Here is a 24017-nt window from a genome sequence, read left to right on the forward strand (position 1 = left end):
CGGCCCCCCCCCCCCCCCCCGCCCCCCCCCCCCCCCCCCCCCCCCCCCCCGCCCCCCCCGCCTGCCCGATCATTTCGAAAACCCCGGTACCGAACATGTTCTTCAACTGCGGTTGGGGCACCGGTGGCTTCAAGGCCACACCTGGCTCGGGCAACGTGTTTGCCGCCAGCCTGGCCAAGGGTGAAATGCACCCGTTGGCCGCACCGTTTTCCATCGACCGTTTCCACAACGGCGCCCTCATCGACGAACACGGCGCTGCTGCCGTCGCCCACTAACAGGAGAAATCCCCATGTTGCATATCTTCTGTCCTCACTGCGGCGAACTGCGCTCCGAAGAGGAATTTCATGCATCCGGTCAGGCGCACATCCCGCGCCCGCTGGACCCTGCCGCCTGCACGGACGAGGAGTGGGGCGACTACATGTTCTTCCGCGACAACCCGCGCGGTCTGCACCACGAGTTGTGGGATCACGTCGCTGGTTGCCGCCAGTACTTCAACGCCACTCGCGACACCGTGACCTACGAGATTCTCGAAACCTACAAGATCGGCGAAAAGCCGCAATTCACCGACAAGGCTGACCCTGCAAAAACAGCCACGACGGCGCTGGGAGAGAAGGTATGAGCCAGACCAATCGCCTGTCCAACGGTGGACGGATCGACCGCAACAAAGTGCTGAGCTTCACCTTCAACGGTCAGACCTACAAAGGCTTCGAGGGTGACTCGCTGGCCGCCGCGCTGATCGCCAACGGTGTCGACATCATCGGTCGCAGCTTCAAGTATTCGCGTCCACGGGGCATTTTCGCTGCCGGTGCCGAAGAGCCGAACGCCGTGCTGCAGATCGGTGCGACCGAAGCCACGCAGATCCCCAACGTGCGCGCCACGCAACAGGCGTTGTACCAAGGCCTGGTCGCGACCAGCACCAACGGTTGGCCCAACGTCAACAACGACATGATGGGCATTCTTGGCAAGGTCGGCGGCAAGCTGATGCCACCGGGTTTCTACTACAAAACCTTCATGTACCCGCAATCGTTCTGGATGACGTACGAGAAGTACATCCGTAAGGCTGCAGGTTTGGGCCGTTCGCCGACCGAAGTCGATCCGGACACCTACGACTACATGAACCAGCACTGCGACGTGCTGATCGTCGGCGCTGGCCCTGCGGGTCTGGCCGCTGCACTGGCGGCTGCGCGCAGCGGTGCCCGGGTGATTCTGGCTGACGAGCAGGAAGAGTTCGGCGGCAGCCTGCTCGATTCGCGCGAAAGCCTGGACGGCAAACCGGCGATGGACTGGGTTGCCAGCGTCATCGCCGAATTGAAAGACACCCCTGACGTGCTGCTGTTGCCGCGCGCCACGGTCAACGGCTACCACGACCACAACTTCCTGACCATTCACGAACGCCTGACCGATCACCTCGGCGACCGCGCGCCAATCGGTCAAGTGCGTCAGCGCATCCACCGCGTTCGTGCCAAGCGTGTGGTGCTGGCGACCGGCGCTTGCGAGCGTCCGCTGGTTTACGGCAACAACGACGTGCCGGGCAACATGCTGGCCGGTGCGGTCTCGACTTACGTGCGCCGTTACGGCGTGGCGCCGGGCAAGAAACTGGTGCTGTCGACCAACAACGATCACGCCTATCGCGTGGCGCTGGACTGGCTCGACGCCAGTCTGCAAGTGGTGGCCATCGCCGACGCCCGCAGCAATCCGCGCGGTGCGCTGGTGGAAGAAGCGCGCGCCAAAGGCATCCGTATCCTCACCGGCAGCGCCGTGATCGAGGCCCGTGGCAGCAAGCGCGTGACCGCTGCCCGCGTCGCCGCGATTGATGTCAAGGCGCACGCCGTGACCAGCCCGGGCGAATGGCTCGACTGCGATGTGGTCGCGACTTCCGGCGGTTACAGCCCGGTGGTTCACTTGGCCTCGCATCTGGGCGGCAAGCCGACCTGGCGCGAAGACATCCTCGGTTTCATACCGGGCGAAGCACCGCAGAAACGCGTGTGCGTGGGTGGCATCAACGGCGTTTACGGTCTCGGCGATTCGCTGGCCGACGGTTTTGAAGGTGGCGTGCGCGCTGCCAGTGAAGCCGGTTTCGCGGCGGTCGAAGGCACGCTGCCCAAAGCCCTGAGCCGTCTCGAAGAGCCGACGCTGGCGCTGTTCCAGGTGCCGCATGAGAAGGGCACGGCCCGTGCGCCGAAGCAATTCGTCGACCTGCAAAACGACGTAACCGCCGCCGCCATCGAACTGGCGACCCGCGAAGGTTTCGAGTCGGTCGAGCACGTCAAGCGCTACACCGCGCTGGGCTTCGGCACCGATCAGGGCAAGCTTGGCAACGTCAACGGTCTGGCCATTGCCGCCCGTTCGCTGAACGTGACCATCCCGCAGATGGGCACCACGATGTTCCGCCCGAACTACACGCCGGTCACTTTCGGCGCCGTGGCCGGCCGTCACTGTGGGCACATCTTTGAACCGGTGCGCTACACCGCACTGCATCAATGGCACCTGAAAAATGGCGCCGAGTTTGAAGATGTGGGCCAGTGGAAACGTCCGTGGTACTTCCCGAAAAACGGTGAAGACCTGCACGCGGCCGTAAAGCGCGAATGCAAAGCCGTGCGCGACAGCGTCGGCCTGCTCGATGCCTCGACCCTGGGCAAGATCGACATTCAAGGCCCGGATGCCCGCGAGTTTCTCAACCGCGTGTACACCAACGCCTGGACCAAGCTCGACGTGGGCAAGGCCCGTTATGGCCTGATGTGCAAAGAAGACGGCATGGTCTTCGACGACGGGGTGACGGCTTGCCTGGCCGACAACCATTTCGTCATGACCACCACCACCGGCGGTGCGGCGCGCGTGCTGCAATGGCTGGAGCTGTACCACCAGACCGAATGGCCAGACATGAAGGTCTACTTCACGTCCGTCACCGACCACTGGGCGACCATGACCCTGTCCGGGCCGAACAGCCGCAAGCTGCTCAGCGCCGTGACCGACATCGATCTGGGCAACGAAGCGTTCCCGTTCATGACCTGGAAGGAAGGTCTGGTTGGCGGTGTGCCGGCGCGGGTGTTCCGCATCTCGTTCACCGGTGAGCTGTCGTACGAAGTCAACGTGCAGGCCGATTATGCGATGGGCGTGCTGGAGAAAATCGTCGAGGCCGGCAAGCCGTACAACCTGACCCCGTACGGCACTGAAACCATGCACGTTCTGCGCGCCGAGAAAGGTTTCATCATCGTCGGTCAGGACACTGACGGCTCGATGACCCCCGACGACCTGAACATGGGCTGGTGCGTCGGTCGCACCAAACCGTTCTCGTGGATCGGTCAGCGCGGCATGAACCGTGAAGACTGCGTGCGTGATCAGCGCAAACAGTTGGTGGGCCTGAAACCGATCGACCCGAATGTGTGGCTGCCCGAAGGTGCGCAGTTGGTGTTCAACACCAAGCAAGCGATCCCGATGACCATGGTCGGTCACGTGACCTCCAGTTACGCGCACAACTCCCTCGGTTATTCGTTTGCCATGGGCGTGGTCAAGGGCGGTCTCAAGCGTATGGGTGAGCGGGTGTTTGCGCCGCTGGCCGATGGCAGCGTGATCGAGGCGGAGATTGTGTCTTCGGTGTTCTTCGATCCGAAGGGCGACCGTCAAAATATCTGACAGACCGAGTCGCGGCCTTCGCGAGCAAGCCCGCTCCCACAGGGGAATGCATTCCAGATGTGGGAGCGGGCTTGCTCGCGAAGGCGCCAGTAGATTCACCACAGAATTCAGCAAAGGTGCTTTATGACCACAGCCAACGTGTACCAACAACGCCCGACCACCGGTGCCCGTGCCGAGTCGTCGCTGCACCATGCCGACCTCGCCAGCCTGGTCGGCAAGGGCCGCAAGAGCGCCGGCGTGATCGTGCGTGAGAAAAAACTCCTCGGCCACCTGACTCTTCGTGGCGATGGCCACGATGCCGCTTTCGCCGCCGGTGTGCACAAAGCATTGGGCATCGAACTGCCCGGCGCTCTGAGCGTGATCGTCAAAGGCGAAACCAGCCTGCAATGGATGGGCCCGGATGAATGGCTGCTGATCGTGCCCAGCGGTGAAGAGTTCGCCGCCGAGCAAAAGCTGCGCGAAGCCTTGGGCGATCTGCACATCGCCATCGTCAACGTCAGCGGCGGCCAGCAAGTGCTCGAACTGAGCGGGCCGAACGTGCGTCAGGTGCTGATGAAATCCACCAGCTACGACGTGCACCCGAACAACTTCCCGGTCGGTAAAGCGGTCGGCACGGTGTTCGCCAAATCGCAGTTGATGATTCGCCATACCGCTGAAGACACCTGGGAGCTGCTGATCCGTCGCAGCTTCTCGGATTACTGGTGGTTGTGGTTGCAGGATGCATCGGCCGAGTACGGCCTCAGCGTCCAGGCCTAGGAGACACAACCATGAGCCGCGCCCCAGACACATGGATTCTGACCGCCGACTGTCCCAGCGTTCTCGGCACTGTGGACGCGGTGACGCGTTTTCTGTTCGAGCAGGGTTGCTACGTCACCGAGCACCACTCCTTCGATGACCGGCTCTCGGGCCGCTTCTTCATTCGCGTGGAGTTTCGCCAGCCTGACGGTTTCGACGAACAAACCTTTCGCGCCAGCCTCGGCGAGCGTGGTCAGGCTTTCGGCATGGTCTTCGAGCTGACCGCGCCGAACTACCGGCCAAAAGTGGTGATCATGGTCTCCAAGGCCGATCACTGCCTCAACGACTTGCTCTACCGCCAGCGCATCGGCCAATTGTCGATGGACGTGGCGGCGGTGGTGTCCAATCACCCGGACCTCAAGCCGTTGGCCGACTGGCACCAGATTCCCTACTACCATTTCCCCCTTGACCCCAACGACAAGCCGTCGCAGGAGCGTCAGGTATGGCAGGTGATCGAAGAGTCCGGCGCTGAGCTGGTGATCCTCGCCCGCTACATGCAGGTGTTGTCGCCGGAGCTGTGCCGCAAGCTTGATGGCAAGGCAATCAACATCCATCACTCGCTGCTGCCGGGCTTCAAAGGCGCCAAGCCGTATCACCAGGCCTATAACAAAGGCGTGAAACTGGTGGGGGCGACGGCGCATTACATCAACAACGATCTGGATGAAGGGCCGATCATCGCCCAGGGCGTCGAGGCGGTCGATCACAGCCATTACCCGGAAGATCTGATTGCCAAGGGGCGGGATATCGAAGGTCTGACCTTGGCCCGGGCCGTTGGCTATCACATCGAAAGAAGGGTGTTTTTGAACGCCAATAGAACAGTCGTTCTCTAGATCGCTTTCGCGAGCAAGCCCGCTCCCACAGGGATTGGTGTCGTTCGCAAAATTTGAATTCACCACCGAACCCAGTGGGAGCCGGCTTGCTCGCGAAGGAGCCATTACTGACAACGCAGCACCCACAAGCAATAACCCGAGCACTTAACGCGCTGCCTGCCTGGGCAACGCGGTTCCATAAAAACAACAGCGAGGTGAAAGCATGTCTGGCAATCGTGGTGTGGTGTATCTCGGCGCTGGCAAGGTCGAAGTACAGAAAATCGACTATCCGAAAATGCAGGACCCGCGCGGTCGCAAGATCGAGCACGGGGTCATTCTCAAAGTGGTTTCCACCAACATCTGCGGCTCCGACCAGCACATGGTGCGCGGCCGTACCACGGCGCAGACCGGTCTGGTGCTGGGTCATGAGATCACCGGCGAAGTGATCGAAAAAGGCTCCGACGTCGAAAACCTGAAAATCGGTGATCTGGTTTCCGTTCCGTTCAACGTGGCTTGCGGGCGCTGCCGTTCCTGCAAAGAGCAACACACCGGCGTCTGCCTGACCGTCAACCCGGCCCGTGCCGGCGGCGCCTATGGCTATGTCGACATGGGCGACTGGACCGGTGGCCAGGCCGAATATGTGCTGGTGCCGTACGCCGACTTCAACCTGCTGAAACTGCCGGATCGCGACAAGGCCATGGAGAAAATCCGTGACCTGACCTGCCTCTCCGACATTCTGCCGACCGGTTATCACGGCGCGGTTACTGCCGGCGTTGGCCCGGGCAGCACCGTTTACATTGCCGGCGCCGGCCCGGTCGGTCTGGCCGCAGCGGCTTCGGCACGTTTGCTGGGCGCTGCTGTGGTGATCGTCGGTGACGTCAACACCATCCGCCTGGCCCACGCCAAGGCGCAGGGTTTCGAAATCGTCGACCTGTCCAAAGACACCCCGCTGCACGAACAGATCGCCGCGCTGCTGGGCGAACCGGAAGTCGATTGCGCGGTGGACTGCGTCGGCTTCGAGGCACGCGGCCACGGCCACGACGGCGTCAAAGCCGAGGCGCCGGCCACCGTGCTCAACTCGCTGATGGGCGTGGTGCGCGTAGCGGGCAAGATCGGTATTCCCGGTCTGTACGTCACCGAAGATCCGGGCGCCGTGGACGCTGCCGCGAAAATGGGCAGCCTGAGCATTCGCTTCGGTCTGGGCTGGGCCAAATCCCACAGCTTCCACACCGGCCAAACGCCTGTGATGAAGTACAACCGCCAACTGATGCAGGCGATCATGTGGGATCGCATCAACATTGCCGAAGTGGTGGGCGTGCAAGTCATCAGCCTCGATCAGGCGCCGGAAGGTTACGGCGAGTTCGATGCCGGCGTGCCGAAGAAGTTTGTGATTGATCCGCACAAGTTGTTTAGTGCGGCGTAACGCTTAACCAAGATGAAAAAACGGCACCGATAAAGGTGCCGTTTCTGTTTGGTTTTTTATGACCATAGATCATTCAAGGCGAACTTTGGCTGCTTGCATTCCTCTTTGTCCCTTCACGGCTAAGAATGAAACCGTTTGCCCTTCTTTGAGAGTTTTATCTCCTTTCATATCAATAACCGAGAAATGGACATAAAGTTCATCGCCGTCGCCAGCTGGAGTAATGAAACCAAAGCCTTTTTCGTCGTCAAACCATTTGACCGTACCGGTTTTTCTGTCTGGCATGCCCATGATTCCTATTTGATAGATCGGTTAAACATTAGATTGAGTCATTCAAAGGTCTAAAAAGTTTAGGTAGCGGCCAATGCCCTTTTATAGAGAGCCGGCCTAGTCGGATGCCCGGTCTGCAATCCTGCTTTGGGCTCAAGGCTTACCGTCACCTACGACCTTCTGCACCCGGTCTCGTCGAGTCAGGGCAGGCGCTCGGCATGGACTTTGAAATGACCGCGCCGAACTACCGGCGAAAAGTGGTGATCATGGTGTCCTTGGCCGATCACTGCCTCAACGACCTGCTCTGTCGCTCGCGCACCGACCAGTTGTTGATGTACGTCGCGGCGGCGGTGTCCAACCATCCGGATCTCAAGCTTGGGAAGGGCAACCATGGGCTGCCTTTTGTTGTTGTAGATGCTTAACCTTGCGTACGTTATTTGAACTCGCACTTTTTAACGTCACCGTCTTTGGTGGCGCAATCATCGCCTTGCCAATTGCCACCGTCGCCGGCAGTTGGTTTTCCCGTTGGCCAGACGAGCGATGCCCCAATAACCGGTTTCATTTTGCCGTCTTCGAACTGGCAGACGACTCTGGCGTCATTGCTGTCTTTATCCTTGATGCGTGCCGCAGTAAATTTGAGCGCTTGCGCAGCACTCTCGCTGGTGCTCGCAGGGTCAACGTCGACAGTCAGCTTCTTGGTCGGTCCACTCACCTCAAATGTGCCATCCTTTTTCTTCGTGAAAGAACTGGCAGGCGGACAGGTGCTCGCATAGGCAGTAGTCGAGAGAGCCAAAGTAATCAAAGCGCCAGCGGTAAGTTTTTTTAACATGTTGTGTACTCCGTTACATTTCGTGGAGTGCCAATTGTCCAAGTACCCCATGAATTTTCCTACTGTCAGATCTGACAGGTTTATAGTTCATTTTGAAATATCGATTCGCATGGCTTGCAACTAAAGGACCTAAAAATTCGCAGCCTTCGGCAGCGCCTACACAATCCAAGGCGCTGCCGAAGGCTGAAATCTTTTGATCTTGGCAATCAGAGGGCTGCCAAAGCACCCTGGTAAAGAACCGGCCCCGTCGGCTGCCCGGTCGGCGAACCACCCTTGGGCTCCAGACTCACCGCCAGCGCAATCGGCTGACCAATCAACACCTTCTGCGCATCACTCAACTCAACTCTGCCTTTGCCCCCCGTGGGTATCACCCCCAGCGAGATCGGCTTGCCATCGGCTGGAATCGCCCACAACTCCAGGCTGCGAGCGGGATCGACGACAGCCAGGGTCAGCGGCTCGACCTGCAAATAATCGGCATGCGCTTCGATCTTCAACGCCGGTTGCGCGTCGGCGCTCAGCAGGGTTGCGCTGTAGCGGGCGTCATCGCGGTTGTACAGCGAGCCGAGGAATACCAAAACCACGATCGAACACAGCGCCGCCGTGACGCGCAGCCAGTTCCAGAACGGACGTTTTTCCGGCACGTGCAGCACTTGCGGCTCAATCCGCGCGGTAATGCCATGCCACACGCGGTCGGGCACCGGTTGTTCCGGCAGGGATTCGGTGAGGGTCGCCAGCGTGTCTTGCCATTGCGCCAGTTCAGCCCGCAGCGCCGCGTCGTCGAGTAGCAACTGTTCAAAACGTCGCCGTGCTGCCGAGCCCATCAAACCAATGGCGTAATCGGCGGCGAGGGCGCGGCGCAGGGCTGGGGTCTGGTAGTTCATGATTCAAGGCACCGGCGCAGGCGTTCCATGCCACGGCGAATCCACGATTTCACCGTGCCCAGCGGCGTGGCCAGGTGTTCGGCCAGCTCCGTGCACGACAATCCCTGAAAGTAGGCGACGCTGATCGACTGACGTTGCATGCCGTCGAGGCTGTCCAGGCAGCGGTTCAAGGCGTGGGCTTCGCGGGCGCTGCTCAATTGTTCATGCGCCGAAGGACTTTCGTCCGCCAGCGCGTCCTGTTCGACATCGCTCAGCGGCCGGTCGCGGTGTTTGCGCAACTGGTCGATGGCTTGGTTGCGAGTGATGTTGATCATCCAGGTCATCGGCGCCGACAGGTGCGCTTCGTAGCGCGAGGCGTTGTTCCAGATGCGCACGAAGCTTTCCTGCAGCACTTCTTCCGCCAGATCGCTGCGGCCCATGAACCGCAGGGCCACGCCGTGCAGGCGCGGGCCGACGCTGCGGTACAGGGTTTCGAAGGCGCGACGATCGCCCAGTGAACACTGGGCCAACAACTGTCGCAACTGATCGGTGTCGGCGAGGGAAATGACGACTCTCCAAGCAAAGGTTCGGCGACGAAGGTGAATATCGGGCTGTTCACAGGCTAGTCCAGCGACAGCGGTTATGCCATTCATCGCGATCATTCCAGGGTTTCACGATCTGTATACGTGGCTATGCTGAAAATGGATGCGCTGGCTTGGAACATGCCGGCGGATGCCCGGTCAAACCGGCAGTTTTACCGTTCATTGACGGGCGGTTTTCACAGCGCAAGAGGATGTCTGAATGAAGATTTCACGCGGTATTGCCATGGCTTCGCTGATGACTCTTGCGGCCAGCCCGGTGTTTGCCGGGTTCAGCCTGGACGATGTGACCAAGGCTGCTTCGAGCATGCAGGGCGGCAACGCTGCCACCGCCGCTGCGCCGACCTCGGAAACGGCCGGTTTGCTGCAAGCCGTCACCGGTCTGGGGGTTACCCCTCAGCAAGCCGTCGGCGGCACGAGCGCCATGCTTGGCTTGGCCAAGAACCAATTGAGCAGCACCGATTATTCGCAGTTGGCCAAAGAAGTGCCAGGCATCGACAAGCTGTCGGGCGGTAGCGGCAACCTGGCGGCGTTGAGCGGGTTGCTGGGCTCGTCGGGCAAGTCAGCCGGACTGGAAAACGCACTGGGCAACGTCAAGAACACCAGCGATCTGAACAACGCCTTCGGCGCCTTGGGCATGGACAGCGGGATGATCGGCCAGTTTGCCCCGGTGCTCCTCAAATACCTCGGTGATCAAGGTGTCGGTGGCCCGCTCCTTCAGAGCCTGGGCAGCATCTGGGGCACGGGCACCGGTAGCTGATTCAGCGGCGCGCGTTTTTCAGTTCGCCAATGCGCTGATCCTTCTCGTTCCAGAGTTGGTTGACCCAGCTCTGGACCTTCTGGCGAAACACCGGATCGTTTTCGTAATCGCCCTGCCACAGCGCCGGGTCGAGTTCGCGGGTCTTGATGTCGATGATCACCTTCGGCACGTTGCCGCTGATCAAGTCCCAGAAGCCCGGAATGTTTGGCTGTGGATAAACCACCGTGACATCGAGAATCGCATCCAGTTGCTCACCCAGCGCCGCCAATACAAACGCCACGCCGCCTGCCTTGGGCTTGAGCAAATGCTTGAACGATGATTGCTGCTGCGCGCTTTTCGCGGCGGTGTAGCGGGTGCCTTCCAGATAATTCACCACGGTGACCGGTTGGCGCTTGAACAGCTCGCAGGCCTGCCTGGTGATTTCCAGATCCTTGCCCGCCAGTTGCGGGTGTTTCGCCAGAAACGCCTTGGTGTAGCGCTTCATGAACGGGTAATCCAGCGCCCACCACGCCAGCCCCAGGAACGGCACCCAGATCAGCTCTTTCTTGAGGAAAAACTTGAAGAACGGCGTGCGCCGGTTGAGCGTCTGGATCAGCGCCGGAATATCCACCCACGACTGATGGTTGCTGACCACCAGATAAGAGGTGTCACCGCGCAGATCGTCGCCGCCGCGAATGTCCCATTGAGTGGGGATGCACAGGTGGAAAATCAGCTTGTCGATCTCGGCCCAGGTCTCGGCGATCCACATCACCGCCCACGACGCATAGTCGCGCCAGCGGCCGGGCGCCACCAGTTTGAGCAGGGCAAAGACCATCAACGGCCCGATCAGGATCAGGGTGTTGAGCAACAGCAGCAGGGTGACGAAACAGCCGGTGAGCAGGCGGCGCATAAGCAACTCTATGACGTTGGATGGGCGCGCCATGATAAGCAGCTTCGGGCGGCAGACCAAATTTGCGCTGACGAATGTTTCACTTTTGTACCGGTATTGTGCGGGTTAAATGCGTATCGACTGTTCTGGCCTCTTCGCGAGCAAGCCCGCTCCCACATTTTGAAATGCGTTCCCCTTGTGGGAGCGGGCTTGCTCGCGAAGGCCGGTCAAGGCGAACGAATGCTTCAATGAGTGTCTAAAATCTCGCGTCTGCCGCCCTCATTTTTCAAGGAAGCCCTCTAAGTGAAATCCCTCCTTGCACTGTTTGCCCTCGTCGCCCTGCCGGTCATGGCCGCCGAGCCGACCCTGTACGGGCGTTACGAATACATTGCGCTGCCGGAAATCGGCGGTGAAGTACTCAAGGCCAAGATGGACACCGGCGCGCTGACCGCCTCGCTGTCGGCCAAAGACATCGAGACCTTCACCCGCGACGGTGAAAACTGGGTGCGCTTCCGCCTCGCCACCAAGGACGCCAGCAACAAGGTCTACGAACACAAAGTCGCGCGGATCAGCAAGATCAAGAGCCGCTCGGATGAAGAGGACGAGGGCGACACCACTGAAGTCGCCAAGCGCCCGGTGGTCGATCTGGAACTGTGCCTGGGTGACGTCAAACGCACCGTGGAGGTCAACCTGACCGACCGCAGCAATTTCAACTATCCGCTGCTGATCGGTGCCAAGGCCTTGCGTGAATTCGGCGCGGCAGTGAATCCGGCGCGGCGCTTCACCGCTGACAAACCGGACTGCTGAGCCAAGTGGTCTCATTGACGTAACGTCAGGCTTGGGGCACCGTTCGCGCACCTAACCCACAGGCTCGGACGCCATGCCTCATATTCTGATTGTCGAAGACGAAGCGGCGATTGCCGACACGCTGATTTTTGCCTTGCAGGGCGAGGGGTTCACCACCACTTGGGTGAGCCTCGGCGCGGCGGCGCTGGCACATCAACGGCAGACGCCGGCGGATCTGCTCATCCTCGATATCGGTCTGCCGGACATCAGCGGTTTCGAGACTTGCAAACAGTTGCGGCGTTTCAGCGAAGTGCCGGTGCTGTTCCTCAGCGCCCGCGATGCCGAAATCGACCGTGTGGTGGGCCTGGAGATCGGCGCCGACGACTACGTGGTCAAGCCGTTCAGCCCACGCGAGGTGGCGGCGCGAGTCAGGGCTATCCTTAAACGCATGGCGCCGCGCCCTGTAATCGACGCCACGTCAGGGCTGTTTCGCATCGATCCGGAGCGTGTGCAGATTAGCTATCGCGGCCAGGCGCTGAGCCTGACCCGTCACGAATTCCGTCTGTTGCAATGCCTGCTCGAGCAACCGGAGCGGGTGTTCAGCCGCGAACAATTGCTCGATGCACTGGGCGTCGCGGCCGACGCCGGTTACGAGCGCAGCATCGACAGCCACATCAAAAGCGTGCGCGCCAAGTTGCGTCTGGTGCGGGCTGAGGCCGAACCGATCCAGACGCATCGCGGGCTCGGTTACAGCTACAGCCCGGGGCATAGCTGATGTCGTTGGGCCTGCGGATATTCCTGGTGTATGTGCTGTTTGTCGGCCTGACCGGCTATTTCGTGCTCAACACGGTGATGGAGGAAATCCGTCCCGGCGTGCGTCAGTCCACCGAAGAAACCCTGGTCGACACCGCCAACCTGCTGGCCGAAATCCTGCGCGACGATTTCAAGGCCGGCACCCTCAGCGAGAACCGCTGGCCCGAGTTGCTGCGCGCCTACGGCGAACGCCAACCGCGAGCGACGATCTGGGGGCTGCCGAAAAACCAGGTCAACCATCGCATTTACGTCACCGACGCCAAGGGCATCGTCGTGCTCGATTCCAGTGGCGTGGCGGTGGGGCAGGATTATTCGCGCTGGAACGACGTCTATCTGACGTTGCGTGGCGAGTACGGCGCACGCTCCAGCCGCAGCGATCCGGATGACCCCGCGTCGTCGGTGATGCACGTCGGCGCGCCGATCCGCGACAAGGGGCAGATCATTGGTGTGGTGACCGTCGCCAAGCCCAACAGCTCATTGCAACCTTATGTGGATCGCACCGAACGGCGCCTGCTGTTTTATGGCGCCGGGCTTATTGGCCTCGGTCTGTTGTTCGGCGCCTTGCTGTCGTGGTGGTTGAGCCGTGCGCTGCATCGTTTGACCGGTTACGCCCAGGCCGTCAGCGAAGGGCGGCGGGTGGAAGTGCCGCACTATCGCGGTGGTGAGTTGGAGCAGCTTGCGACAGCGGTGGAGCAGATGCGCACGCAACTGGAAGGCAAGGCCTACGTTGAGCGCTATGTACACACGCTGACCCATGAACTGAAAAGCCCCCTGGCGGCGATTCGTGGTGCGGCGGAGTTGCTGCAAGGTGACATGCCCGCGGGTCAGCGAATGCGTTTTGTCAGCAACATCGACAGCGAAAGTGCGCGGATGCAGCAGTTGATCGAGCGGTTGCTCAATCTGGCGCAAGTTGAACAGCGTCAGGGGCTGGAAGAGCGCACTGCGGTGCCTCTGGCGGTGCTTGTGGATGAGTTGCTGCAAGGGCAGGCGGCGCGCATCGAGGGTAAACAGTTGCGCATTGAGCAGGCTGTGGCGGCGGATCTGCTGCTGATGGGTGAGCCCTTTCTGTTGCGTCAGGCGCTGGGCAATCTGCTGGAGAACGCGCTGGATTTCACCCCGCTGCACGGGCTGTTGCGCTTCAGCGCCGAGCGGGTGGGCGAGCAGGTTGAGTTTCGCTTGTTCAATGAAACGGCGCAGATTCCCGACTACGCCTTGCCGCGTTTGACCGAGCGGTTTTACTCGTTGCCGCGCCCGGACAGTGGGCGCAAGAGCACCGGGCTTGGGCTCAACTTCGTCGAAGAGGTCGTCAAATTACATGGTGGGTCGATGAGCATCCGCAATGTTGAAAATGGCGTTGAAGTGACTTTGCGCTTGCCTTGAGACCGAGTCGCGAAGGGCTCGGTGAAGTCTCCATACAATCTCCATATTTCCCCCACATTCCTCCCACACACGCCAACCAGACTCTGCCGATCAAAACAGGGAGAGTCCCATGAACAAGAATCTGACCATAAAGCTCGGGGCGATTGCCCTGTTGATCCTGCTGTTGCTCATCCCTTTGCTGATGATCGACGGGGTTATCGATGATCGCCAGCAACGGCGCGACGGGGTGCTGGAAGACATTGCCCGCAGTTCCAGTTACAGCCAGCAATTGAGCGGGCCGGTGATGGTGGTGCCGTATCGCAAAGTGATTCACAACTGGAAGATCAACGACAAGACCGAGCAGCGTTACGACGAACCAAGCGAGGAGCGTGGGCGTTTGTATTTTTTGCCCGAGCGCTTCGAACTCGATGGCCAGGTGCAAACCGAACTGCGTGCCCGGGGTATCTACGAGGCGCGGTTGTTCCATGCCGATAACCGCATCACCGGCAGTTTTTCGCTACCGGCGCAATTGGGCATCCAGGAAGATTTCAGCGATTACCAGTTCGATGCGCCGTTTCTGGCAGTCGGCATCAGCGACATTCGCGGGATCGAAAACGCTTTGAAACTGGAACTCGACGGCCAGCGTCTGGACTTCGTTCCCGGTACTCAGGTCGGTTGGCTGGGTGAGGGGGTGCGGGTAACGCTGCCACTGCTCGATACCCGTAAAGCCAACGAACTGGCGTTCGGTTTCGACCTGCGTCTGCAAGGCACCGGTTCGTTGCAGGTGCTACCGGTGGGCAGGAGCAGCAGCGTTAGCCTCACTGCCAACTGGCCGCACCCCAGCTTCATCGGCAACTTCCTCCCGGCCAAACGTGAAATCAACGACGCCGGTTTCAGCGCCGACTGGCAGACCACGTTTTTTTCTACCAATCTGCAAGACGCCATGAGCCGTTGCGTGAGCGGCAATGATTGCGATGGGTTCAATGCCCGCAGCTTCGGGGTGAGTTTCATCGATCCGGTGGATCAGTATCTGAAGAGTGACCGGGCGATCAAATATGCGCTGCTGTTCATTGTCCTGACGTTCGCCGGTTTCTTCCTGTTCGAAGTGCTCAAGAGCCTGGCAGTGCACCCGGTGCAATACGCGTTGGTGGGTGTGGCGCTGGCGTTTTTTTATCTGTTGCTGCTGTCGTTGTCGGAGCACATCGGCTTTGCCCTGGCGTATCTGCTGTCGGCCAGTGGCTGCGTGTTATTGATCGGGTTTTACGTCTGCCACGTCTTGCACAGCGTGCGACACGGTTTGTGTTTCTCGGCGGGATTGGCAGCGTTGTATGGCCTGCTTTACGGGTTGCTCAGCGCCGAGGATTACGCGCTGCTGATGGGCTCGCTGTTGCTGTTCGGCTTGCTCGGCGTGTTCATGGTGCTGACGCGCAAACTGGATTGGTACGGGATCGGTCAGAAACCGGCCAAACCACTGGAGTTTGACGTGGGGGGGATGCAATGAGCGGGTTGCGTGAGGATCAGCGAGAGGCTGAGGTGTTGGTGACGCTGATCTTTGCGTCACTTCCGCCGGCACCGCGGTGGTGCCATCGCTGGCAAGCCACACACAGGACCTGCCTACCGAAATCCAGTGTGGGAGCGGGCTTGCTCGCGAAGAGGCCGGAACAAGCGCCGCCGATTTAAGGTTTGGGCAGGGTCGCGATCATGGACGGTCGCAAGCTCACTTCAGTGAACCAGTGGGCCAATTGCGGATTGGCCTCGCGCCAGCCCAGATCCGGGAAGCGCAGGTCGAGGTAACCCAGGGCACAGGCCACGCTGATCGCAGCAATATCGAAATGGCAGGTCAGCTCGGCAATCGCATCACTTTCCAGCAGGGCCAGGGTGCGACGGATCTTGTCGCGCTGGGCCTCGATCCACTCGTCCCAGTGTTTTTCCGGGGCACGCAGCACCTGCTCGTAACGCACCATCACCGACGCATCCATGATCCCGTCGGCCATCGAGGCCAGGGTCAGGCGGCGCCAGCGGGCCGAGCCGTCACGGGGGATCAGCGGATTGCCGACGTGTTGGTGGTCGAGGTAGTCGAGGATCACGCGGCTGTCATGGATGACATTGCCGTCGGCCAGACGCAGGGCCGGGATCTTGCCCAACGGGTTGTCGGCGTTGAGCTCGGCACTCGGGCTGACCGGGCTGAGGACACAGTCTTGCAAGGCGACGCGATCCTGCTGGCCAGTTTCGTGCAGCATCACCATCACTTTGCGAACGAACGGGGAGAGCGTGTTGTGGAACAGGGTCATGCTGGGTGTGGACATGGGTGAACCTCGGTGGTCGACGAAGAGCAGGAGGTTAGCCTAGTCAGATGCGGCGTACCTGGCGAGGGATTTGATGGGTGATGATCTAGAAGGACGGCACCTGCCGCCGTCGCTTCCACTGGCTCAAGCGCTGTTGAAGATTCAACGGGCTATCAATCTGCTGCCCCCGTGCTCGGCTGAAGAGAATCAACGCCAGCTCTGCCGTCGCCAGCGCATCGGCACTCGCGTTATGTCGCTCGAACACCTCAAGCTTGAACCAGTCGATCCACTCATCCAGCCCGGCCTCACGAATGTTCGCTTGCGGGCACAGCATCGGCGCAATCTCGGCGACATCCAGAAACACATGCTGCAACTTGTGCCGCAGATGTTCCTTCAGTGCCCGCCCAAGCATGTGCTGGTCGAATGGCGCATGGAACGCCAGCACGGGGCTGTCACCGGCAAACTCCATGAACGCCAGCAACGCCTCGGCCGGATCGCTGCCGGCGGCAATCGCGTTGGGCCCCAGACCGTGGATCAACACACTGGGACTGAGCTTGAGTTCACGACATTGCAGCGTGCGTTCGAACTGCTGGCTGAAATCGATCGCGCCGTCCTCGATCACCACGGCGCCAATCGACAACACCCGATCCTTGTTCAGGTTCAGCCCGGTGGTTTCCAGGTCCAGCACGACCCAGCGTTGTTCGCGCAGGCTGCATTCACTCAGCTCGCTGATCGCCGGCAGCTGCCCCAGACGTTGCTGCAGATCCGCTGGCAGCGCCGCACTGGCCGGCCGCAGCCACGAGAACAGGCTCATAACTGATACCGCAGGGTCAGGCTGCTTTGCAGGCGTTGAGCCTGGCGCAGGGATTCGCGCAGGATGCGTCGATCCAGATGATTGAGGCTGTCGGGGTCGACACGGTTGGAGTACGGCAGGTTCTCGCGCGTCTGGATCTGATGCTGCTGCATGCGCGTTTGCTGAATGAAGTGATAAGCCTCTTCATACGCCGCGCCGTCCAGCGGTTCGATGACTTCTTTATCCACCAGTTGGCGCAAGCGCTCAAGGGTGTTGTTGGCGTCGATGCCGTTGGCCAGCGCGAGCAATCGTGCGCCGTCCACGAACGGCGTCAGGCCCTGGACCTTCAGATCGAGGGTGGCTTTCTCGCCATTCTTGCGCGCCAGCACAAACTCGCGGAAACGCCCGACCGGCGGGCGATTACGCAAGGCGTTGTCGGCCATCATGCGCTGGAACAAACGGTTGTCGCCGACCTGATCGAGAATCCCCCGGCGCAGTTGCGCGCAACCCTGTTCATCGCCCCAGACCACGCGCAGATCGAAGTAAATGCTCGACCCGAGCAGATTCTCCGGCGTCGCCTCGCGAATGAATGCCGCGAACCGCCGCGCCCATTCTGCCCGGGACAAACACAGCTCAGGGTTGCCGGCCATGATGTTGCCCTTGCACAGGGTGAAGCCGCATTGCGCCAGGCTCTGATTGATCTGCTGGGCAATTGGCAGCAACTTTGCGCGAATCTCTGCTGCATGCACGGCATCGCGGGCGTCGAACAGAATGCCGTTGTCCTGATCGGTGTGCAGCGTTTGCTCGCGCCGGCCTTCGCTGCCGAAACACAGCCAACTGAACGGTATGCCCGGGTCGCCTTTTTCGGCGAGGGTCAGTTCGATTACGCGGCACACGGTGTGATCGTTGAGCAGGGTGATGATGTGGGTGATCTGGGTTGAAGAGGCGCCGTGGGCGAGCATGCGCTCGACCAGTTGGCCGATCTCGCCGCGCAGGATCACCAGTTGCTCGATGCGTTGCGCGCTGCGGATCGTTCGGGCCAGATGCACCAGATCGACCCGCTGCAAGGAAAACAGATCGCGCTCGGACACCACGCCGCACAGGCGCTGATCCTTGACCAGGCAGACGTGGGCGATGTGCCTTTCGGTCATGGCAATGGCCGCGTCGAAGGCGCTGTGGTTGGGCGAAAGATAGAAGGGCGCCTGGGTCATGTGGCGCTCGATGGCTTCGCCGAAATCGGCCACACCGTCGGCCACCACATGACGCAGGTCGCGCAGGGTGAAAATCCCCAGCGGCGCTTTGTGCTCATCCACCACGACGATGCTGCCGACCTGTTGCTCGTGCATCAGCTTCACCGCTGCACGCAGTGGCATGGCAGGGCTGCACGTCACCGGGTGACGCATGGCCAGTTCACCGAGACGGGTGTTGAGCGAGTATTGCGTGCCGAGGGTTTCCACGGCTTTCTGCTGGACTTGCTGGTTGACTTGATCGAGCAGGCTGCTGACCCCGCGCAAGGCGAAGTCGCGGAAGGCATTGGAGAGGGCGAACAGTTTGATGAACGCCAGTTTGTTCAGTTGCAGGCAGAAGGTGTCCTCGCCGGCCAAGTGCGCGGTGCGTGTCGCTCGCTCACCCAGCAACGCGGCCAGGGGAAAGCACTCGCCGGTGGTGATTTCAAAGGTGGTCTCGGTGCCGCCCTTGGCCGTGTGCGGGCGTTCGCCGACGACGCGGCCCTGCTTGACGATATAGAAGTGTTCGACCGGGCCATCGGCGGGTTTGATGATGCTCTCGCCCTGCCCGTAGAAACGCAGCTGACATTGCTCCACCAGATAAGCCAGGTGGGCGTGTTCCATTTGATTGAAGGGCGGGAAGCGCTGGAGAAACTGCAGGGTGCCCTGAATGTTCTGCAACACGGCGGTTTTCCCAGCCTGGGTGAAGGCGTCCGCTTTACTCATAACCATTACCGCAGTCTTTTTCGAATTGTTGTTGTCGGATCGTTGCCCCCATGGTCGGCCCCCTCGTGCAGGGTGCCCATTGGACGTAAGTCTAGGTTCGTCATGCCGTTGGGCATATTTGGGAAGTGCCCTACAAAATCAGTCGGGAATTCTTCTGTCCGACCTCTTGGAAAAAAATCCGACGAAGTGCACATTGAAGCTCTGCCTGGCGTTGTCTGACGACTGTGCCAGGTGATGATTTGAAAACGTAGAGAACGCTATGCCCGACCACGATATTTTGAGCGACGCCGAGCGTGAAGCGCTCAGTGCTGTAATGCTCGAACCTGACCCTCCTGCGCAGCGTGTATTGATCGTCGATGACGACAAGGACGCTCGGGAGTTGTTGTCGGAGATTCTGGCCTTGGACGGCATTCGGTGCCTGACCGCGGCCAGTGGCGAGGCCGCGCTGAAGATGCTGGCGGAGAAACCATCGATTGGTCTGTTGATCACCGATTTGCGCATGGGCAATGTCGGTGGGTTGGACTTGATTCGCCAGGTGCGTGAGTCGGTAAGGGCAGCGATGCCGATCATCATTGTGTCTGGCGATGCCGATGTGAAGGACGCCATTGCGGCGATGCATTTGAGCGTGGTGGACTTTCTGCTCAAACCCATTGATACGGGCAAGTTGCTCGGTCTGGTCAAACACGAATTGGGGATCGACCCCTGACGTTCAAGCCACACCGAAAAACCCGCTCTCACAATGGATCTCCAGTGGTTGTGATGAACCATAAAAAAGCCCCGATCTTCCGATCAGGGCTTTTTCATGTCCGGCATCTACGCAGGGTTACAGGCCGTTGGCAGCCTTGAACTCGCGACGACGGCGGTGCAGCACCGGCTCGGTATAGCCGTTGGGCTGCTTGGTGCCTTCGATCACCAGTTCGACCGCCGCCTGGAAGGCGATGTTGCTGTCGAAGTTCGGTGCCAGCGGGCGGTACAGCGGGTCGTTGGCGTTCTGACGATCCACCACCGGCGCCATGCGCTTGAGGCTTTCCATCACTTGCGCTTCGGTGACGATACCGTGGCGCAGCCAGTTGGCGATGTGCTGGCTGGAGATACGCAGCGTGGCACGGTCTTCCATCAGGCCGACGTCATTGATGTCCGGCACTTTCGAGCAACCGACGCCCTGATCGATCCAGCGCACCACGTAACCGAGAATGCCCTGGGCGTTGTTGTCCAGTTCGTTCTTGATCTGCTCCGGCGTCCAGTTCGGGTTGACCGCCAGCGGGATGGTCAGGATGTCGTCCACCGAAGCGCGGGCACGTTTGGCCAGTTCGGCCTGACGGGCGAACACGTCGACCTTGTGGTAGTGCAGCGCGTGCAGCGCGGCGGCGGTCGGCGAGGGGACCCATGCGGTGTTGGCACCGGCCAGCGGGTGAGCGATTTTCTGCTCGAGCATCGCCGCCATCAGGTCCGGCATGGCCCACATGCCTTTACCGATTTGTGCGCGACCTTGCAGGCCGGTGCTCAGACCGATATCAACGTTCCAGTTCTCGTAGGCGCCGATCCACTTCTCAGCCTTCATGTCGGCCTTGCGCACCATCGGGCCGGCTTCCATGGAGGTGTGGATTTCATCGCCGGTGCGGTCGAGAAAACCGGTGTTGATGAACACCACGCGCTCGCTGGCAGCCTTGATGCAAGCCTTGAGGTTGACCGTGGTGCGGCGCTCCTCGTCCATGATCCCGACTTTCAGCGTGTTGCGTTTGAGACCCAGCACGTCTTCGATGCGGCCGAACAGTTCGTTGGTGAACGCCGCTTCTTGCGGGCCGTGCATTTTCGGTTTGACGATGTAGACGGAACCTGTGCGGGTGTTCTTGCGCGACGTGTTGCCGTTGAGGTTGTGCATGGCCGCCAGGCACGTCAGCAGACCGTCGAGAATGCCTTCCGGCACTTCGTTGCCGTCTTTGTCGAGAATCGCGTCAATGGTCATCAGGTGGCCGACGTTGCGCACGAACAACAGCGAGCGGCCGTGCAGAGTCACTTCACCGCCAGTGGGCGTGGTGTAGCTGCGATCCGGGTTCATGGTGCGGGTGAAGCGCTGGCCGCCCTTGGCGACTTCTTCCGACAGATCGCCCTTCATCAGGCCGAGCCAGTTGCGGTAGATCACCACTTTGTCGTCGGCATCGACGGCCGCCACGGAGTCTTCGCAGTCCATGATGGTGGTCAGCGCCGCTTCCATCAGGACGTCTTTGACGCCGGCGGCATCGGTCTGGCCGACCGGGGTGCTGGCGTCGATCTGGATTTCGAAATGCAGACCGTTGTGTTTCAGCAGGATCGCGATTGGCGCGTTGGCGTCGCCCTGGAAACCGATCAGTTGAGCATCGTCACGCAGACCGCTGTTGCTGCCGCCCTTGAGGGTGACCAGCAGTTTGCCGTCAGCGATTTTGTAACCGGTCGAATCGACGTGGGAGCCCGCGGCCAGTGGCGCGGCTTCGTCGAGGAATGCACGGGCGAAGGCGATGACTTTGTCGCCGCGCACCTTGTTGTAGCCTTGGCCTTTTTGCGCGCCACCGTCTTCGCTGATCGCGTCGGTGCCGTAAAGGGCGTCATACAGCGAACCCCAGCGGGCGTTCGAAGCATTGAGCGCAAAGCGGGCGTTCATCACCGGAACCACGAGTTGCGGGCCGGCGGTACGGGCGATTTCGTCATCGACGTTTTGCGTCGTTGCCTGGAAATCAGCCGCTTCTGGCAGCAGATAACCGATTTCCTGCAAGAAGGCTTTGTAGGCCACGGCGTCGTGCGCCTGGCCTGCGCGGTCCTGATGCCAGGCATCAATGCGAGCCTGGAAGTCATCGCGTTTGGCGAGTAGGGCTTTGTTCTTCGGTGCCAGGTCGTGAATGACCTTGTCGGCACCTTCCCAGAATGCGTCGGCGGTGAGGCCGGTACCGGGAATGGCTTCGTTGTTCACGAAGTCGAACAGGACTTTGGCGACCTGCAGGCCACCGACTTGAACGTGTTCAGTCATTGCTTGCCTCACTCTGCTCAGCTATTTCGCTTTTCAGCTCTTCAATTTAACAATGAAGCCTCTGGCCATTTAAACCACAAACCTTCCGACCAGTACATGCCATTGCTGGCGGCTGGGCTGGGACCAATCAACGGCTTGGGGCCTTGATGACGGGGCTTTCAGGGTTGCGAACGTGCCTTGGGCAGACATCGATCCAGCGTTATGTAGTGCGCGCCGAGGCATACTACATGATGCGTTGCGCTTGTGAAAATGAGACTAATAACGTCGTTCTGCGACTCCATGACGCATTGCGGTCACAGCGCGGAACGGGATGTTCTCAAAAAACCAATGGATTGTTCCAGCTAAATATAAAAACTTGTACACGATTTGTTGTCTCGAGCGTCTGAGGCGACTGTTCATCCCTTGCCTATACTTGCCCTTCTATAACAAAAGTCATGACAAGAGGGCTGCGCCATGGACCATCTCGTACTCACTGTTTTCGCCCCGGACAAGCCCGGGCAGGTAGAGCGCATCGCCCAATGTATCGCCGAGCATGGGGGTAACTGGCTGGAAAGCCGCATGTCGCGGATGGCCGGGCAGTTTGCCGGGATTCTGCGGGTCGGCGTGCCGGCAGAGGCTTACGACGAATTAGTCGATGCCCTACAAACACTGTCGGCGCATGGCATTCGCGTGTTGATTGCCGAAAGTGGTATCGAGCAATCCTGCACCTGGAAACCGATCGCCATGGAACTGGTGGGCAATGATCGCCCGGGGATTGTGCGCGACATCACCCGCTTGCTGAGCGAGCAGGGTGTGAACCTCGAACGTCTGGTGACCGAAGTGCGGCCGGCACCGATGAGCAGCGAGCCGTTGTTCCATGCCGAAGCGATTCTCGCGGTGCCGCTGACGCTGTCGCTCGACGTGCTGCAATCGCGCCTGGAAACCCTGGCCGATGATTTGATGGTGGAACTGGTATTACGCACAGAGGTTTAGGCGCTGCACGGGTTATCCAGTTTAAACGTGCACCTGCCTGTGGATAACCTGTAGAGACTGCCCGCAACGCCACGCCCGCCGTGGTTTTGCGGCTACTGATCAAAAAATCGCCAATATTCAGTGAGTTGCGCACAAACGGCGGGGATCACGCTGTGGATAAGCTTGGGAAGGAACGATACAGGCCACGAGAACCGTGGCCTGCGAAGTGTTGTGCGTTTTTTGATCAGCTGCGTCGGCGCAGACTTATCCACGCATCGACGCTGTAGACGGCCAGACCGGCCCAAATAAAGATAAACGCCACCAAGGTGCTGGACGACAAGTGCTCACCGAACAGCAACACCGCTTGCAACAACACCAGGGTGGGCGCCAGGTATTGCAGGAAGCCGATGGTGGTGTAGGGCAAGTGCCGGGTGGCGGCGTTGAAGCACACCAACGGAATCAACGTCACGGGGCCGGCCGCCACCAGCCACCAGGCTTCGGACGTCGTCCAGAACTCGGGTTGAGCGCTGGTCGCGGTCGGGTTGAACAGCAGCCATGCGACGGCAATCGGCACCAGCATCCAGGTTTCCACCACCAGCCCCGGCAACGCCTTGACCGGTGCCTGCTTGCGGATCAGCCCGTAGAAACCGAAGGTCAGTGCCAGCACCAGCGACATCCACGGCAGACTGCCGACCTGCCACACCTGCTGCGCCACACCGACCGCCGCCAGACCCACCGCGACCCACTGCATGCGCCGCAGGCGTTCGCCGAGAATCAACATCCCCAGCAGCACGTTTACCAGCGGGTTGATGTAATAACCCAGACTCGCTTCAAGCATGCGCCCGTTGTTCACCGACCACACATAGGTCAGCCAGTTGGCGGCGATCAACGTGCCGCTCAAGGCCAGAATCGCCAAGCGCTTGGGGTTATCGAGCAATTCGCGCAACCAGCCCGGGTGTTTCCACACCATCAGCAGCAGTGCGCCGAACAGCGCCGACCACAGCACGCGATGGATGATGATCTCGACCGCCGGGACTTCGGCGATGGCTTTGAAGTAGATCGGGAACAGGCCCCAGATGATGTAGGCACTCAGGCCCAGAATGTACCCGCGACGCGGGTTGGCGGCTTGCATGCAGAATCCTTGCTTAGGCAGCTAACAAAGCAGGGATTGTAAGGAGGTTTGTCGGTGAATGCCTTAGCGAGAAGGTCGGAAAATTGTGAACACTGGATAAAT

Annotated in this window: 22 protein-coding genes and 2 pseudogenes; 14 read left to right on the forward strand and 10 right to left on the reverse strand. The window is 60.3% G+C overall.

Going from position 1 to position 24017, the window contains the following annotated elements; genetic code table 11:
- From ACIOWA_RS12560 to fdhA, 6 genes and pseudogenes are all read left to right on the forward strand, one after another.
- Window positions 1-275, forward strand: a pseudogene (locus ACIOWA_RS12560) (hypothetical protein); the annotation flags it as partial.
- Window positions 276-289: 14 nt separating this feature from the next.
- Window positions 290-619: a sarcosine oxidase subunit delta gene (locus tag ACIOWA_RS12565; RefSeq protein WP_339430259.1), complete on the forward strand. Its 330-nt coding sequence runs from the start codon at window positions 290-292 to the stop codon at window positions 617-619.
- Window positions 616-3633: a sarcosine oxidase subunit alpha gene (locus tag ACIOWA_RS12570; protein WP_339430258.1), complete on the forward strand. Its 3018-nt coding sequence runs from the start codon at window positions 616-618 to the stop codon at window positions 3631-3633. Before ACIOWA_RS12565 ends, ACIOWA_RS12570 begins: the two co-directional genes overlap by 4 nt.
- Before the next feature lie 123 nt (window positions 3634-3756).
- On the forward strand, window positions 3757-4389 hold the full coding sequence (locus ACIOWA_RS12575; protein ID WP_339430257.1) for a sarcosine oxidase subunit gamma family protein: 633 nt from the start codon (window positions 3757-3759) through the stop codon (window positions 4387-4389).
- Between the two features lie 11 nt (window positions 4390-4400).
- Complete coding sequence (gene purU / locus ACIOWA_RS12580; RefSeq protein WP_339430256.1) at window positions 4401-5258, forward strand: formyltetrahydrofolate deformylase; 858 nt, start codon at window positions 4401-4403, stop codon at window positions 5256-5258.
- Between the two features lie 202 nt (window positions 5259-5460).
- On the forward strand, window positions 5461-6660 hold the full coding sequence (fdhA, locus tag ACIOWA_RS12585; protein ID WP_093429915.1) for a formaldehyde dehydrogenase, glutathione-independent: 1200 nt from the start codon (window positions 5461-5463) through the stop codon (window positions 6658-6660).
- Between the two features lie 69 nt (window positions 6661-6729).
- On the opposite strand, the gene ACIOWA_RS12590 is transcribed toward fdhA, so the two are convergent.
- Window positions 6730-6942 (reverse strand): cold-shock protein, encoded by a 213-nt coding sequence (locus ACIOWA_RS12590; protein WP_401160056.1) that lies wholly within the window; start codon window positions 6940-6942, stop codon window positions 6730-6732.
- A gap of 173 nt (window positions 6943-7115) precedes the next feature.
- Between ACIOWA_RS12590 and ACIOWA_RS12595 the strand changes: the two are divergent.
- Window positions 7116-7331 (forward strand): annotated as a pseudogene (locus ACIOWA_RS12595) (formyltetrahydrofolate deformylase); the annotation flags it as partial.
- Between the two features lie 29 nt (window positions 7332-7360).
- On the opposite strand, the gene ACIOWA_RS12600 reads toward ACIOWA_RS12595, so the two are convergent.
- From ACIOWA_RS12600 to ACIOWA_RS12610, 3 genes are all read right to left on the reverse strand, one after another.
- Entirely contained in the window at window positions 7361-7756 is a 396-nt protein-coding gene (locus tag ACIOWA_RS12600) for a hypothetical protein (protein WP_401160058.1), read from the reverse strand.
- Window positions 7757-7962: 206 nt separating this feature from the next.
- Entirely contained in the window at window positions 7963-8637 is a 675-nt protein-coding gene (locus ACIOWA_RS12605) for an anti-sigma factor domain-containing protein (RefSeq protein ID WP_401160060.1), read from the reverse strand.
- Complete coding sequence (locus ACIOWA_RS12610) at window positions 8634-9269, reverse strand: sigma-70 family RNA polymerase sigma factor (protein WP_401160062.1); 636 nt, start codon at window positions 9267-9269, stop codon at window positions 8634-8636. Before ACIOWA_RS12610 ends, ACIOWA_RS12605 begins: the two co-directional genes overlap by 4 nt.
- Window positions 9270-9417: 148 nt before the next feature.
- On the opposite strand from ACIOWA_RS12610, the gene ACIOWA_RS12615 reads away from it, so the two are divergent.
- Window positions 9418-9975, forward strand: a complete 558-nt coding sequence (locus ACIOWA_RS12615; RefSeq protein ID WP_401160064.1) for a DUF2780 domain-containing protein — start codon at window positions 9418-9420, stop codon at window positions 9973-9975.
- 1 nt (window position 9976) lies between these two features.
- On the opposite strand, the gene ACIOWA_RS12620 is transcribed toward ACIOWA_RS12615, so the two are convergent.
- A complete protein-coding gene (locus tag ACIOWA_RS12620) occupies window positions 9977-10864 on the reverse strand; it encodes an acyltransferase (RefSeq protein ID WP_401160066.1) in 888 nt (295 codons plus the stop codon).
- 282 nt (window positions 10865-11146) lie between these two features.
- On the opposite strand from ACIOWA_RS12620, the gene ACIOWA_RS12625 reads away from it, so the two are divergent.
- The 4 genes from ACIOWA_RS12625 (at window position 11147) to creD (ending at window position 15302) form a co-directional block, all read left to right on the forward strand.
- The gene (locus ACIOWA_RS12625; RefSeq protein ID WP_221731146.1) at window positions 11147-11650 is read left to right on the forward strand and encodes an ATP-dependent zinc protease; all 504 of its coding nucleotides are present in this window, start codon (window positions 11147-11149) and stop codon (window positions 11648-11650) included.
- 73 nt (window positions 11651-11723) lie between these two features.
- Entirely contained in the window at window positions 11724-12404 is a 681-nt protein-coding gene (gene creB, locus ACIOWA_RS12630) for a two-component system response regulator CreB (RefSeq protein WP_401160068.1), read from the forward strand.
- The gene (creC, locus tag ACIOWA_RS12635) at window positions 12404-13822 is read left to right on the forward strand and encodes a two-component system sensor histidine kinase CreC (protein WP_401160070.1); all 1419 of its coding nucleotides are present in this window, start codon (window positions 12404-12406) and stop codon (window positions 13820-13822) included. Before creB ends, creC begins: the two co-directional genes overlap by 1 nt.
- A 109-nt stretch (window positions 13823-13931) precedes the next feature.
- The gene (gene creD, locus ACIOWA_RS12640) at window positions 13932-15302 is read left to right on the forward strand and encodes a cell envelope integrity protein CreD (RefSeq protein ID WP_401160072.1); all 1371 of its coding nucleotides are present in this window, start codon (window positions 13932-13934) and stop codon (window positions 15300-15302) included.
- A gap of 175 nt (window positions 15303-15477) precedes the next feature.
- Here the strand turns inward: creD and ACIOWA_RS12645 are convergent, their stop codons facing one another.
- From ACIOWA_RS12645 to ACIOWA_RS12655, 3 genes are all read right to left on the reverse strand, one after another.
- Entirely contained in the window at window positions 15478-16107 is a 630-nt protein-coding gene (locus ACIOWA_RS12645; RefSeq protein ID WP_339464459.1) for a glutathione S-transferase, read from the reverse strand.
- Between the two features lie 85 nt (window positions 16108-16192).
- Window positions 16193-16900 carry a 3'-5' exonuclease gene (locus ACIOWA_RS12650; RefSeq protein ID WP_339430247.1) on the reverse strand — a complete coding sequence of 236 codons (708 nt, stop codon included), beginning with the start codon at window positions 16898-16900 and terminating at the stop codon, window positions 16193-16195.
- Window positions 16897-18837 carry a putative nucleotidyltransferase substrate binding domain-containing protein gene (locus ACIOWA_RS12655; protein WP_339495669.1) on the reverse strand — a complete coding sequence of 647 codons (1941 nt, stop codon included), beginning with the start codon at window positions 18835-18837 and terminating at the stop codon, window positions 16897-16899. The genes ACIOWA_RS12650 and ACIOWA_RS12655 overlap by 4 nt, the downstream gene beginning before the upstream one ends.
- A 253-nt stretch (window positions 18838-19090) precedes the next feature.
- On the opposite strand from ACIOWA_RS12655, the gene ACIOWA_RS12660 reads away from it, so the two are divergent.
- Window positions 19091-19537, forward strand: a complete 447-nt coding sequence (locus ACIOWA_RS12660; RefSeq protein ID WP_339430245.1) for a response regulator — start codon at window positions 19091-19093, stop codon at window positions 19535-19537.
- Between the two features lie 117 nt (window positions 19538-19654).
- Here the strand turns inward: ACIOWA_RS12660 and ACIOWA_RS12665 are convergent, their stop codons facing one another.
- A complete protein-coding gene (locus ACIOWA_RS12665; protein WP_401160075.1) occupies window positions 19655-21832 on the reverse strand; it encodes a malate synthase G in 2178 nt (725 codons plus the stop codon).
- Between the two features lie 453 nt (window positions 21833-22285).
- On the opposite strand from ACIOWA_RS12665, the gene ACIOWA_RS12670 reads away from it, so the two are divergent.
- Complete coding sequence (locus ACIOWA_RS12670; protein WP_339430243.1) at window positions 22286-22804, forward strand: glycine cleavage system protein R; 519 nt, start codon at window positions 22286-22288, stop codon at window positions 22802-22804.
- 223 nt (window positions 22805-23027) lie between these two features.
- Here the strand turns inward: ACIOWA_RS12670 and rarD are convergent, their stop codons facing one another.
- Window positions 23028-23915 carry an EamA family transporter RarD gene (gene rarD / locus ACIOWA_RS12675; RefSeq protein ID WP_401160077.1) on the reverse strand — a complete coding sequence of 296 codons (888 nt, stop codon included), beginning with the start codon at window positions 23913-23915 and terminating at the stop codon, window positions 23028-23030.
- Window positions 23916-24017: the final 102 nt, after the last annotated feature.

The organism is Pseudomonas sp. NPDC087614, from assembly GCF_044743485.1.
GTDB classification, from domain to species: domain Bacteria; phylum Pseudomonadota; class Gammaproteobacteria; order Pseudomonadales; family Pseudomonadaceae; genus Aquipseudomonas; species Aquipseudomonas baetica_A.

Coding starts and splice junctions, on each gene's coding strand:
- ACIOWA_RS12565 (WP_339430259.1), top strand. CDS start 290: ATGTTGCATATCTTCTGTCCTCACTGCGGCGAACTGCGCTCCGAAGAG.
- ACIOWA_RS12570 (WP_339430258.1), top strand. CDS start 616: ATGAGCCAGACCAATCGCCTGTCCAACGGTGGACGGATCGACCGCAAC.
- ACIOWA_RS12575 (WP_339430257.1), top strand. CDS start 3,757: ATGACCACAGCCAACGTGTACCAACAACGCCCGACCACCGGTGCCCGT.
- purU (WP_339430256.1), top strand. CDS start 4,401: ATGAGCCGCGCCCCAGACACATGGATTCTGACCGCCGACTGTCCCAGC.
- fdhA (WP_093429915.1), top strand. CDS start 5,461: ATGTCTGGCAATCGTGGTGTGGTGTATCTCGGCGCTGGCAAGGTCGAA.
- ACIOWA_RS12590 (WP_401160056.1), bottom strand. CDS start 6,942: ATGCCAGACAGAAAAACCGGTACGGTCAAATGGTTTGACGACGAAAAA.
- ACIOWA_RS12600 (WP_401160058.1), bottom strand. CDS start 7,756: ATGTTAAAAAAACTTACCGCTGGCGCTTTGATTACTTTGGCTCTCTCG.
- ACIOWA_RS12605 (WP_401160060.1), bottom strand. CDS start 8,637: ATGAACTACCAGACCCCAGCCCTGCGCCGCGCCCTCGCCGCCGATTAC.
- ACIOWA_RS12610 (WP_401160062.1), bottom strand. CDS start 9,269: ATGAATGGCATAACCGCTGTCGCTGGACTAGCCTGTGAACAGCCCGAT.
- ACIOWA_RS12615 (WP_401160064.1), top strand. CDS start 9,418: ATGAAGATTTCACGCGGTATTGCCATGGCTTCGCTGATGACTCTTGCG.
- ACIOWA_RS12620 (WP_401160066.1), bottom strand. CDS start 10,864: ATGCGCCGCCTGCTCACCGGCTGTTTCGTCACCCTGCTGCTGTTGCTC.
- creB (WP_401160068.1), top strand. CDS start 11,724: ATGCCTCATATTCTGATTGTCGAAGACGAAGCGGCGATTGCCGACACG.
- creC (WP_401160070.1), top strand. CDS start 12,404: ATGTCGTTGGGCCTGCGGATATTCCTGGTGTATGTGCTGTTTGTCGGC.
- creD (WP_401160072.1), top strand. CDS start 13,932: ATGAACAAGAATCTGACCATAAAGCTCGGGGCGATTGCCCTGTTGATC.
- ACIOWA_RS12645 (WP_339464459.1), bottom strand. CDS start 16,107: ATGTCCACACCCAGCATGACCCTGTTCCACAACACGCTCTCCCCGTTC.
- ACIOWA_RS12650 (WP_339430247.1), bottom strand. CDS start 16,900: ATGAGCCTGTTCTCGTGGCTGCGGCCGGCCAGTGCGGCGCTGCCAGCG.
- ACIOWA_RS12655 (WP_339495669.1), bottom strand. CDS start 18,837: ATGGTTATGAGTAAAGCGGACGCCTTCACCCAGGCTGGGAAAACCGCC.
- ACIOWA_RS12660 (WP_339430245.1), top strand. CDS start 19,091: ATGCCCGACCACGATATTTTGAGCGACGCCGAGCGTGAAGCGCTCAGT.
- ACIOWA_RS12665 (WP_401160075.1), bottom strand. CDS start 21,832: ATGACTGAACACGTTCAAGTCGGTGGCCTGCAGGTCGCCAAAGTCCTG.
- ACIOWA_RS12670 (WP_339430243.1), top strand. CDS start 22,286: ATGGACCATCTCGTACTCACTGTTTTCGCCCCGGACAAGCCCGGGCAG.
- rarD (WP_401160077.1), bottom strand. CDS start 23,915: ATGCAAGCCGCCAACCCGCGTCGCGGGTACATTCTGGGCCTGAGTGCC.